This window comes from Pseudomonas sp. B21-031 (assembly GCF_024748985.1).
In the GTDB taxonomy this organism is placed as follows: Bacteria; Pseudomonadota; Gammaproteobacteria; order Pseudomonadales; family Pseudomonadaceae; genus Aquipseudomonas; species Aquipseudomonas kermanshahensis.
Window position 1 is genome coordinate 2,695,171 of sequence record NZ_CP087181.1, and the last position, 11,783, is coordinate 2,706,953.

General features: G+C 61.6%; 11 protein-coding genes. 6 read left to right on the forward strand and 5 right to left on the reverse strand.

The annotated features are described in order from the left end of the window. Positions 1–13 precede the first annotated feature (13 nt). From LOY53_RS11980 to LOY53_RS11995, 4 genes are all read left to right on the forward strand, one after another. Positions 14–670: a CoA transferase subunit B gene (locus tag LOY53_RS11980; RefSeq protein WP_099454298.1), complete on the forward strand. Its 657-nt coding sequence runs from the start codon at positions 14–16 to the stop codon at positions 668–670. 139 nt (positions 671–809) lie between these two features. Next, positions 810–2,261 (forward strand): short-chain fatty acid transporter, encoded by a 1,452-nt coding sequence (locus LOY53_RS11985; protein WP_252823949.1) that lies wholly within the window; start codon positions 810–812, stop codon positions 2,259–2,261. Between the two features lie 96 nt (positions 2,262–2,357). Beyond that, positions 2,358–2,900 (forward strand): helix-turn-helix domain-containing protein, encoded by a 543-nt coding sequence (locus LOY53_RS11990; RefSeq protein WP_099454296.1) that lies wholly within the window; start codon positions 2,358–2,360, stop codon positions 2,898–2,900. A 10-nt stretch (positions 2,901–2,910) separates the two neighbouring features. Then, entirely contained in the window at positions 2,911–3,687 is a 777-nt protein-coding gene (locus LOY53_RS11995; RefSeq protein ID WP_252823951.1) for an AraC family transcriptional regulator, read from the forward strand. A 151-nt stretch (positions 3,688–3,838) separates the two neighbouring features. Here the strand turns inward: LOY53_RS11995 and LOY53_RS12000 are convergent, their stop codons facing one another. Next, the gene (locus LOY53_RS12000) at positions 3,839–4,420 is read right to left on the reverse strand and encodes a LysE family translocator (RefSeq protein ID WP_252823952.1); all 582 of its coding nucleotides are present in this window, start codon (positions 4,418–4,420) and stop codon (positions 3,839–3,841) included. A 248-nt stretch (positions 4,421–4,668) separates the two neighbouring features. Here LOY53_RS12000 and LOY53_RS12005 point away from each other — a divergent pair, with 248 nt between their 5' ends. After that, the gene (locus tag LOY53_RS12005; RefSeq protein WP_258704060.1) at positions 4,669–6,240 is read left to right on the forward strand and encodes a TerC family protein; all 1,572 of its coding nucleotides are present in this window, start codon (positions 4,669–4,671) and stop codon (positions 6,238–6,240) included. On the opposite strand, the gene rarD is transcribed toward LOY53_RS12005, so the two are convergent. Beyond that, positions 6,203–7,090, reverse strand: a complete 888-nt coding sequence (rarD, locus tag LOY53_RS12010; protein ID WP_027593425.1) for an EamA family transporter RarD — start codon at positions 7,088–7,090, stop codon at positions 6,203–6,205. The genes LOY53_RS12005 and rarD overlap by 38 nt on opposite strands. A gap of 33 nt (positions 7,091–7,123) precedes the next feature. Beyond that, entirely contained in the window at positions 7,124–8,710 is a 1,587-nt protein-coding gene (locus tag LOY53_RS12015) for an EAL domain-containing protein (RefSeq protein ID WP_258704061.1), read from the reverse strand. Positions 8,711–9,011: 301 nt separating this feature from the next. On the opposite strand from LOY53_RS12015, the gene hppD reads away from it, so the two are divergent. Then, the gene (hppD, locus tag LOY53_RS12020) at positions 9,012–10,088 is read left to right on the forward strand and encodes a 4-hydroxyphenylpyruvate dioxygenase (protein ID WP_099454291.1); all 1,077 of its coding nucleotides are present in this window, start codon (positions 9,012–9,014) and stop codon (positions 10,086–10,088) included. An 18-nt stretch (positions 10,089–10,106) separates the two neighbouring features. On the opposite strand, the gene LOY53_RS12025 is transcribed toward hppD, so the two are convergent. Next, positions 10,107–10,913, reverse strand: coding sequence for a CSS-motif domain-containing protein (locus tag LOY53_RS12025; protein WP_252823959.1), 807 nt, complete (start codon positions 10,911–10,913; stop codon positions 10,107–10,109). 132 nt (positions 10,914–11,045) lie between these two features. After that, positions 11,046–11,735, reverse strand: coding sequence for a type 1 glutamine amidotransferase domain-containing protein (locus LOY53_RS12030; protein ID WP_258704062.1), 690 nt, complete (start codon positions 11,733–11,735; stop codon positions 11,046–11,048). Positions 11,736–11,783 lie beyond the last annotated feature (48 nt).

The window sequence follows — 11,783 nt, forward strand, 5'->3', positions numbered from 1 at the left end:
AGAGATCCTGACCATGGCACTGACCCGCGAACAGATGGCGCAACGCGTCGCCCGTGAACTGAAGGACGGCTACTACGTCAACCTCGGCATCGGCATCCCGACCTTGGTGGCCAACTACGTACCCGCTGACATGGATGTGATGTTGCAGTCGGAAAACGGCTTGCTCGGCATGGGCGAGTTCCCCACCGAGAGCACGATCGATGCCGACATGATCAACGCCGGCAAGCAAACCGTCACCGCCCGCCGTGGCGCGTCGATCTTCGATTCGGCGCAATCGTTCGCCATGATCCGCGGTGGCCACGTCGACCTCACCGTGCTCGGCGCCTTCGAAGTGGATGTGCAAGGCAACATCGCGTCGTGGATGATCCCCGGCAAGTTGGTCAAGGGCATGGGCGGCGCCATGGACCTGGTGGCCGGTGCCGATAACATCATCGTGACCATGACCCACGCGTCCAAGGACGGCGAGTCCAAGCTGCTGCCGCACTGCAGCCTGCCGCTGACCGGCGCCGGTTGCATCCGCAAGGTGCTGACCGACCTTGCCTACCTGGAAATCGACAATGGCGCCTTCATCCTGCGCGAGACGGCGCCGGGGGTGAGCGTTGAAGAAATCATCGAAAAGACCGCCGGCAAGCTGATCGTGCCGGATGATGTGAAAGAAATGACCTTCTAACCCGCAAACGGGTCATTCAACCTGTAGGAGCAGCCTTGTGCTGCGAAGAGGCCAGTGACAACACAGTGATTCTTCGCTGCTGTCACTGGCCTCTTCGCAGCACAAGGCTGCGCCTACAGGTTTTTGCGTTGCTGTAGAAATGTCCGATAAAACCAATAAAAGGAAGTTGATCGTGGCCGCTGAAATCCAAGACAGCCGCTCCGCCCGCTTTGCCCTGCGCTGCTCCAACTGGGCCGAACGCTGGTTCCCTGATTCCTGGGTATTCGCTGCCCTGGCCGTCGTACTGGTGTGCGTGGGCGCCCTGGCCATGGGTGCCAAACCCACCGACACCGCCAAGGCCTTTGGCGATGGTTTCTGGAGCCTGATCCCGTTCACCATGCAGATGGCATTCGTGGTCATCGGCGGCTACGTAGTGGCCAGCTCACCGCCTGCCGCGCGGCTGATCGACCGTTTGGCACGCATTCCCAAAAACGGCCGCTCGGCCGTGTGCTGGGTGGCGCTGATCTCGATGCTGGCCTCGTTGCTCAACTGGGGCCTGTCGCTGGTGTTCGGTGGCTTGCTGGTGCGCGCCCTGGCTCGGCGCAGCGACCTGAACATGGATTACCGTGCAGCCGGTGCTGCGGCTTACCTGGGCCTTGGCGCGGTATGGGCATTGGGCCTGTCGTCTTCGGCGGCGCAATTGCAGGCCAACCCGGCCAGTTTGCCACCGTCGATTCTGTCGATCACCGGGGTGATTCCGTTCACCGAGACCATCTTCCTCTGGCAGTCCGGCGTCCTGCTGGCGGCGTTGGTGATCGTGTCGCTGGTGGTGGCCTATGCCACCGCACCAGGCCCTAACAGTGCCCGTACCGCGCAACAATGTGGTGTCGACCCGAGCTTTACCGCGCCGCCACCGGCTCAGCGCAGCCGGCCCGGTGAGTGGCTGGAGTACAGCCCCATCCTGACCTTGCTGCTGGTGGCCCTGGCCGGTGGCTGGCTGTATCAGGAGTTCGCCACCAAGCCCGCCATCACGGCCATCTCCGGGCTGAACACCTACAACTTCCTGTTCATCATGCTGGGTGCCTTGTTGCACTGGCGCCCGCGCAGCTTCCTCGATGCTGTGGCTCGCGCGGTGCCGACCACCACCGGGGTGCTGATCCAGTTCCCGCTGTATGGCTCGATTGCGGCGGTCCTTACCCAGGTCAAAGGGGTGGACGAACAGACGCTGGCCCATCACATCTCCACCTTCTTCGTGCAGATTGCCTCCCACGACACTTACGCGGTGCTGATGGGGGTGTACTCGGCTGTGCTCGGCTTCTTCATCCCTTCGGGCGGTGGCAAGTGGATCATCGAGGCGCCCTACGTGATGCTGGTGGCCAATGACCTGCAATACCACCTGGGCTGGGCGGTGCAGATCTACAACGCCGCCGAGGCGCTGCCGAACCTGATCAACCCGTTTTACATGCTGCCGTTGTTAGGGGTACTGGGCCTCAAGGCGCGCGACCTGATCGGCTTCTCGTTCGTGCAGTTGCTGGTGCACGCGCCCCTGGTGCTGGTGCTGCTGTGGGCACTGGGCACGACCTTGCAGTACGTGCCGCCCGTGATGCCGTGAGAATTTGCCCGGTCAAGGCCAGCATTTCGCGCGCACTCCACGTATCATCGGTGTGCGCGAGCCTTGCATCTGCCTTCGCCTGGGAAACTGCTTCACATGTCGATCCGATTGAAACTGCTGAGAAAGAAACTGGGTATCACCCTGGAAGTGCTGGCCGACAAGACCGGCATGACCAAAAGCTACCTGTCAAAGGTCGAGCGCGGCTTGAACACGCCGTCGATCGCTGCCGCGCTGAAACTGGCGCGGGCGCTGAACGTCAATGTCGAAGAGCTGTTCGCTGAAGAACACACTGCGCAGAGCCGTTACAGCCTGGTGCGCCACGCGGAACGCCAGGCGCTGGTGGGCGACGGCGAAGGCCCAGGCTATGCGGCGCTGACCAGCCAGGTAGGGCAGCGCAGCCTGCTGCCGTTTCTGATTCAGCCGCCCACCGAGTTCAGTGACCCGACGTTCAAGGAGCACCAGGGCGAGGAGTTTCTGTTCGTTCATGCCGGGCAGGTTGAGGTCGATTTCATGAACGAACGGGTGCTGCTGGAGCAGGGCGACGCCTTGCATTTCAACGCCCAGACACCTCACCGCTTGCGTTCGGTCGGGCCGCGCCCGGCGCAGTTGCTGGTGGTGGTACACGACAACGGCGAATGAGGGCAGGGCGATGATCGAGGTGTCGCGGTTCTGGCGCGATCCGGCATTGCCCTTTGTCGAGGCTCGGCGGGTCGGGGACGGGCGCCAGGTGTGTTATGCCGCCCATTCCCATGAGAGCTTTTCCATCGGGGCCATCACCGGTGGGCGCAGCACCTACCTGAGCGGTGACAGGCGGATCGAAGTCAGCGCGGGCACCACGGTGCTGATGAACCCAGGGGTGGTGCACACCTGCAACCCCATCGAGGGCGAGGCCTGGTCCTACCTGATGCTGTTCGTTGATGTAGCGTGGTTGCAGAGGCTTGGGTTCCAGTTGCCGGCGCAGGTTGTCAGCACCTCGCCGGCCCTCTACAGCGCCTTGCTGCAGGTGTTTGCCGACCTGTTCGACGACAACCGGCGGGATCGCGAAGCGCGACTTGCGGCATTCTTCCAGAGGCTGTCGAGCGTGCTGGGTGGCGAGCCTGGGGCACCCAAGCCGGATCATCCTCGGCTGGAAGCCGCCGCGGCCTTCATCCGCGCACACCGTACCGCCCCGCTTGACCTTGAAGACATCTGCCAAGCCTGCGGCTTGTCCCGCGCCTACCTGATCCGCGCGTTTCGCCAGCGTTTTGGTTTGACGCCCCACGACTACCTGCTTGACCAGCGTGTGCAGTGCGCGCGTGCGCAGCTGCGCCAGGGCAGCTCGATTGCCGACGCGGCACTGGCAGCGGGCTTCGCTGACCAAGCGCACCTGCAGCGTGCCTTCAAGCGCCATTTGGCTGCGACGCCGGGGCATTATCGCAAGCGATAACTTAGGGCTGCTGGGCAGCCCATCGCCGGCAAGCCAGCTCCCACAGGTGTGAGTGAATCTCAAGAAATGCGCTACCTCTGTAGGCGCTGGCTTGCCGGCGATGGGTCGCGCAGCGGCCCCTTTGGCCCTGACTGACAGGCTTGAACCCGCATCAAATGACCAGGTAAACCGCGCTGCCCACCAGCAACAAGGCCAGCCCCCGGTTCAACAAACGCATACGCACCGGGTTGCCCAGGCATTGGCGAATCACACTGCCTGCCCATGCCCAACTGGCCACCGAGACGAAACAGATCGGCCCATAGATCCAGGTGAACACCCACAACAGTTGCGGGTCGCCCCCTGTGTAGGCGCCGACACCTGCCACCGCCGCCAACCATGCCTTGGGGTTGAGCCACTGCATGGCCGCGCCCTGCCAGGCAGACGGGGCGCGCTGTGCATGATCGCTGCCCAAGCGGCCATCGTCGCGGGCCAGCTTCCACGCCATGTACAGCAAAAACGCGACACCTCCCCAGTGCAGCAGCAACCCCAAAAGCGGCCAGCGCAACAGCAGTTCATGCAGGCCCAGCCCAACCAGTACCAGCAACAGGCAGAACCCCAGTGTGGCCCCGGCCACGTGGGCCAGGCTTGCGCGCAAGCCATGCCGGGCACCGCTGCCCAGGGCGACGATGTTGACGGGTCCAGGGGAAATCGAGGCGGCCAGCGCAAAGGCGGCCATGGACAAAGACAGACTCATGGGGCAATCCAGGTAGTGGAAGTTGACGCTAGTCTTCAGGCTCAGGGCGTCAGCCGTATTGAATGAAAGTCCCCTGTTACAGGTTTTGTAATAGTTTCTCACTGTCAGAAAAACAGGCTGTGATTGTAGGATCTCTTACCCAATTTCTATTCAGGTACCTATGAGCACCTTCGCGGAACCCCCTGTCCTTGGCCTTCTCGGCCACCTTTCACCTGTCCTTGTGACGCTTCCCTCGTGAGTACCCGCTAATGGAATGGCTAGCCGACCCCACGGCCTGGCTAGGCCTGTTGACGCTTATCGTCCTCGAGCTGGTGCTGGGTATCGACAACCTTGTGTTCATCGCCATCCTGGCCGACAAACTGCCGCCGCATCAGCGTGACCGTGCGCGGATCATCGGTTTGAGCCTGGCGCTGATCATGCGCCTGGGCCTGTTGGCGAGTATCTCGTGGATGGTGACGCTGACCGCGCCGCTGTTCGAGGTATTCGGCAAGAGCTTCTCGGGCCGCGACCTGATCATGTTGTTCGGCGGTGTGTTCCTGCTGTTCAAGGCCACCATGGAGCTGCACGAACGGCTTGAAGGGCATGTCACCCAGGCCAGCGGTGCGGTACGCCACGCGGCGTTCTGGCCGATCGTCGCGCAGATCGTGGTGCTCGATGCGGTGTTCTCGCTGGACGCTGTGATCACGGCCGTGGGCATGGTCGAGCAGCTGTCGATCATGATGATCGCGGTGATCTTCTCGATCGGCATCATGATTGTCGCCAGCAAGCCGCTGACCCGCTTCGTCAACGCCCACCCGACTGTGATCATGCTGTGCCTGGGCTTCCTGATGATGATCGGTTTCAGCCTGACCGCCGAAGGCCTGGGCTTCCATATCCCGAAAGGCTACCTGTATGCGGCCATCGGCTTCTCGATCCTAATCGAGGTGTTCAACCAGCTGGCCCGTGCGCGCCGCAAGCGCAGCCTGCAGCAGCACAAGCCACTGCGTGAGCGCACTGCCCATGCGGTATTGCGCCTGTTGAGCGGCCGTCGGGTCGAGGCTGACGAGGTAGGGGAAGAAATCGCCGACCTGGTCGAGGGCGGTGGCGAAGAGGTGCTGTTCGACCGCCGTGAGCGGGTAATGATCAGCGGTGTGCTGAACCTTGCTGAGCGGCCGATCCGCACGGTGATGACCGCCCGCACCGAGGTCGATGTGATTGACTTGGCGCTGCCGGCCGCAGCCATTACCGAAGCCTTGGCCAATTCGCCGTACTCGCGCCTGCCGCTGATCCGCGACGGCCGCATCGATGAGCCACTGGGCTTCGTGCACAAGAAGGAGCTGCTCAAGGAGCTGCTGTCAGGCAGCCAGCCAGACCTGGAGCGCATGGCCCGGGCGCCGTTGAACCTGCTGGAAAGCTTCAGCATCCTCAACGCCCTTGAGCAGATGCGCGGTCAATCGACCCACATTGCCTTCGTGGTCAACGAGTTCGGTGACTTCACCGGCCTGCTGACCATGACCGATATCCTCGAGTCGATCGCCGGCGAACTGCCGGATGCGAGCGAGGTAGAAGGGCCGGGTATCGTCGAAGACGGGGATGGCTTTGTCGTCAGCGGTGCCTTGAACCTCAGCCAGGTGCAGGCGCGTACCGGTTTCAGCGCGCGCGCCACCGAGGACTACCAGACCCTCGCGGGCCTGGTGATGAGCTTGCTGGACCGCCTGCCGATGGTCGGCGATCGCCTGGCCTGGAATGGCTGGACGCTGACCGTGGAGGCGGTCGAGGAGCGGCGCGTGCGCCAGGTGCGGCTTATACCGAGCGGCGACGCTGACGCAACAGGTGCTTGAAGCCTTCGAGCACCAGCACCAGCACTGCGGCCCAGATCGGCAGGTAGGTTAGCCACTGATCTGGGCCGATGCTCTCACCCAGCAGCAGGGCCACGCCCACCAGCAATACCGGCTCGACGTAGCTGAGCAGGCCAAACAGGCTAAACGGCAACAGGCGGCTGGCCAACACGTAGGCGATCAGGGCCGAAGCGCTGATCGCCCCCAGTACCGGGATCAAGGCGTAAAGGCCGGGGTGCGCCTGCAAGTCCGCAGGTGACAACGGCCCCTGGATCACGAAGTACAGGGCCCACGGCAACAGCAGGCACATGTCGCACCACAAGCCGCCCAGGTGGTCAGTGCGGCAGCGTCGGCGCAGCACGAAGTAGATCGGGTAACCGATCATCACCACCAGGGTTTCCCAGGCGAAGCTGCCATGTTGGTAAAGCTCGTGCCCGACACCCAGCGCAGCGCAGCACACGGCGATTTTCTGCAAGTGCGACAGGCGCTCGCCGTAGACCAGGCGCCCGGTCAAGACCATGGTCAGTGGCAGCAGGAAGTAGCCCATCGACACCTCCAGGCTGCGCCCGTGCAACGGCGCCCAGAGGAACAGCCACAGTTGCACCCCCATCAGCCAGGACGTACCGACCATCCCCAGCAGCAGCACTGGGGTACGCCGTACCCGCCCCAGCAGCTCACCGACACGCTGCCAGTCCTTCGAAACCAGCATGAACAGCGTCAGGCAAGGCAGCGTCAGCAGCGTACGCCAGCCAAAGATTTCCTCACCATCGAGCGGCGTGAGCAGGGAGGTATAGAAGTACATCACGGCGAACAGGCACGACGCCATGACTGATGAAAGGATGCCTTTTGACACGAATGCCTCGAATGAGAGAGTTGGGCGGCTGGATCAGCCGCGCATGATCTCAGGGGGCGCGTCCTGCGGCAACCGCGAGACGCCTGGGCGAGCGGCCAGCGCCTCGAGGAAGGCTTCGGCCGGCATGGGCTTGGCGAACAGGTAGCCTTGCTGGAAGTCGACGTTATGCCGGGCCAGGTAGTCGCGCTGGGTCTCGGTTTCGACGCCTTCGGCGACGATGCCCAGGCCCAGTTTGCCCGACAGCTCGATGATAGTATCGAGGATGTGCAACGACAGTGCGTCACCCCCGACCATGGCAACGAAGCTCTGGTCGATCTTCAGGTAATCGACCTTGAACTGGCGCAGGTAGTTGAGGCTCGACTGGCCCGTGCCAAAATCGTCCAGCGCAATCATCACGCCCATTTCATGCAGCTTTTCGAACAGGTCCAAGGTCACCGGCGTGGCTTCGATCAGCTTGCGCTCGGTCAGTTCCAGGGTCAGCGCCACGCGGCCTGGCGGAAAGTGCTGAAGAAAGGTCCGGCAATCGTCGAGCAGGCTCAGGTCGCGGCAATGGTCAGCGGTGATGTTGATGCCAATGTGGAAGCCATCCTCCAGCAGCGCGGCATACGGCGCAAGGTTCTGCGCGGTGTGCAGCATCAGTGCGCGGGTCATGGCGACGATCTGGCCGCTGTGCTCGGCGTAGGGGATGAACAGGTCGGGGCGCACCAGGCCTTCGCGGGGGTGGTTCCAGCGCATCAGCACTTCGGCACCGGCCCACTGGTAATCACCCTTGCGTACCACCGGCTGGAAGTAGGGCAGAAACTCATCGGCCTCCAGGGCGCGCTGCAGTTCGGCGCGCGGCGAGGTGGCGCGGCGGACCTGCCAGTGGCACACCGCCCCGGCCACCGCACCGAGTATTACCAGCAAGCTGAGCAGGGCGGGGTAGTGGCTGAGCAGCAGTTGGCCTTGCTTGTCGGCGCCATAGCCGCCGTACACGCTGAACGGGTAGCGGGTCGAGCTCAGTGTCACGGCGGCAGTCGCTGCCGTGGGTGGTGAGCCTTCGTGGACGATGCCGTCCTTGCCCATCCAGTCGTTACCGACGCGGATCTGCAGCGTCTCGTCCGGGCCGATCAGGCGCAGTGCCGTGAGCAAGTGGTCGCCATCGACGGTAGTGATCGCGCCGCGATCGCCGTCGCTGGCCCGATACACCAGCAGGGCATGGCCCGGCGTTACCGAGTTGCCATCCATCAACCACAGCGTGCCGCTGGCATAGTCGCCCGCGTCGACGGCCTCATCGAACTCACCGAACAGCGAGGAGCAATACAGCGTGTTGTGCTGGAACAGGTTGGTGGAGCGCACAAAGGCGTTGCGCGTGACCTGGCCGCGCAGGGCCAGTTGCACCTGCTCGCAGGGGCTGCCCGCCAACGGCAGCAACGCTTGTGCGGTATTGGACGCGGTGTCGAGCATGCGCTCGACTTGGTCGATCACCTGAGCGGCCGTAGCATGGCTGTTGGCATGCAGTTCACGGTCGATCTGCCAGTTCATCACCCCCAGGCCGCAGGCTACCGGGAGCACGCCGATCGCCCAAGGCAGCAGGGTGCGCCAACTCCAGCCGGCGCGGCGTTTACGGGTGAGGGGCATGCTGGCCTAATCTGTTGAAGAGAACGTGCAGAGGATAGCCGTTTGTCGGAGACGCTGGCGAACTAAAGCGCGACAAACCTATTTACGCACTGTAGAATCGAGTTACGAATACAACAATAAGGTTCTCCACATTCGGGAGAATCAAGCCCGCCGAGAATGGGTCCATATGACTAACCATGGGTTCAAACTGATCATTGGTGGCTTCCTCGCTCGCAGCGTGCGTGGCATCCCGTGCTCACCGCCTGTTCTGTTCTACATCCCCGGAAATCACTAATTTTTCGCTGTAGATGAGGACAAGAACATGGCTGATATTTTCGAAAATCCAATGGGCCTGATGGGCTTCGAGTTCATCGAGCTGGCATCGCCGACCCCTGGCGTGCTCGAGCCGGTTTTCCAGATACTCGGTTTCACCAAGGTCGCCACTCACCGCTCCAAAGACGTGCACCTGTACCGTCAGGGCGGCATCAACCTTATTCTGAATAACGAACCCAAGAGCATCGCCTCGTACTTCGCCGCCGAGCACGGCCCGTCGGTCTGTGGCATGGCGTTCCGCGTTCGCAATGCTCACGAAGCCTATGCCCGAGCGCTGGAACTGGGCGCTCAGCCGGTCGAAATCGAAACCGGCCCGATGGAGCTGCGTCTGCCCGCAATCAAGGGTATCGGTGGCGCGCCGCTGTATTTGATCGACCGCTTTGAAGAAGGCAGCTCGATCTACGACATCGACTTCAATTTCATTGAAGGTGTAGACCGCAACCCGGTGGGCGCGGGCCTGAAGATCATCGATCACCTGACCCATAACGTCTATCGTGGGCGCATGGCCTACTGGGCTGGGTTCTACGAGAAGCTGTTCAACTTCCGCGAGATCCGCTATTTCGATATCAAGGGCGAGTACACCGGCCTGACCTCGCGTGCCATGACCGCACCCGATGGCATGATCCGCATCCCGCTCAACGAAGAATCGTCCAAGGGCGCCGGCCAGATCGAAGAGTTCCTGATGCAGTTCAACGGCGAAGGCATTCAGCACGTGGCCTTCCTGACCGACGACCTGCTCAAGACTTGGGATGCCCTGAAGGGCATTGGCATGCGTTTCATGACCGCGCCGCCGCAGACCTACTACGAGATGCTCGAAGAGCGCCTGCCAGGTCACGGTGAACCTGTCGACCAACTGCAAGCGCGCGGCATCCTGCTCGACGGCGCTGCAGAGCAGGGCGACAAGCGCCTGCTGCTGCAGATCTTCTCGGAGACCTTGCTTGGGCCGGTATTCTTCGAGTTCATCCAGCGCAAGGGTGATGATGGCTTTGGCGAAGGTAACTTCAAGGCCCTGTTCGAATCCATCGAACGGGACCAGGTTCGCCGCGGTGTATTGAGCACCGATTGATAGCTGCTGGTACCGCCGTCATGCCGCTTCGGCGGCGGTACCACGCTTGTTTCGACGCGCCCTGAACAAGCCCCAGTAGATGATCGAGCCGGTCACAATCCCGACCAGTACCAGCGAAGGCAGAACCTGCAACATCGATTGGCGGATTTCTTGCGCGGTATAGCCTTTGGCATAACCGCCCCTCACCGTATACCCATACTTCTCGGAGAGCGCCCTTTGGGCATACTCGGACTGCGAAGGCCGATGCGGGTCGCGGCTGTCTCCATGGCTCCAGATGTATTGGTCGCCGAACTCCAGAAGCAGTGTCAGGCCATCCTGAAAGGCTCGCAATTCGTTGCGCAGTTCAGTGGCATAACCTGTCACGATCACGTTCGGGTTGTTGCCCGGTTCCTGAAAGTGGGTCACCAGCGTAGTAGGTAATGCTGGCGAATCGAGCGCAAGTTCAACCTGTTGTCCGGACTGGGCGAAGGCCGACAGATGGTCGAGGGATTCCGAGTGGGTACTGCAATACGCTTCCTCGTCGCGCACCAGGCTCAACGCGCGTAGCAAGGGGTCACGGTCTACCTGATCCTGCAGGGTGCTCTGGACTTCGGCGCACGCCTTGCCTGCAACAGGCTGGGCGAGGATAGCGGTGCTTTGCATGCGGTCCAGCACTTTATCGATGGTGAATACCGCTTCCTGGACGGAGATCTGTGCGTTTTCCTCCAGCTTTCTCTCCAGCTGAAACACCATGACCAGCAACCCGGACACCACCGGCACCAGCCCGATGGCCATGATGAGCAGCAATTCCAGCAAACTGCGCCCGGCATGCATGATTTTCGACATAGGCTATTGTTCTCCAGTCTGAGGTTGCCCGTGGTGGGCAGGTAGTCTGGGAGCCTATGTATTCAATTGCGTGTCGGATGTAGTCCGCGTGCGGCCTGCGCTTCGAGAAACGAAGTAATCAGGCGTAAGCCGTCACTTTGCCTCGAGTGTTGCGAGTACCTTTTCAGCCAACGTTGCGGTGGAATCTGGGTTTTGCCCAGTAATCAGCCGGTCGTCGCTCACCACGAAAGGTTTCCACGGGTCATCGTGCTTGCTGTAACTACCGCCTCGACCAACCAGTTCGTTTTCGGTGAGAAAAGGCACCACCTTGTCCAGTTCCACCAGTTGTTCCTCGATATTGGAAAAACCGGTGACCTGACGGCCTTTCAGCAGCAGGCTGTTGTCACTGAGCTTGATGTTCAAAAGCCCGACAACACCGTGGCAAACGGCAGCCACAATGCCTTTATTCTCATAGATTTTGCGCGCGAGCTCTTGCAGCGGCGGGTTATCGGGAAAGTCGTACATGACGCCATGACCACCGGTGTAATAGATAACGCTATAGTCGTCGGCTTTGACCTGCCCGGGGCTCAATGTGGTACCCAAGCGTGTCATGAAGGCTTTGTCGTCATACCACTTCCAGTCCAGGTCGGGTGCCATTTGCAGGCTGTGAGGGTCGATCGGCACGTAGCCGCCGCTGGGGCTGACATAATCGATTTCGTAGCCTGCCTTCTCGACCTTTTCGACAAAATGCACGGCTTCGCCCAACCACAGCCCGGTTGCCCGTTTGAGGGTTGGGTACTTGGCCGTATTGGTCAGCACTACCAGCATCTTCTTCTTGCTCATGACCACACTCCCATCGGCAACCTAAAGGGACCGCTATTGCATGGCTCA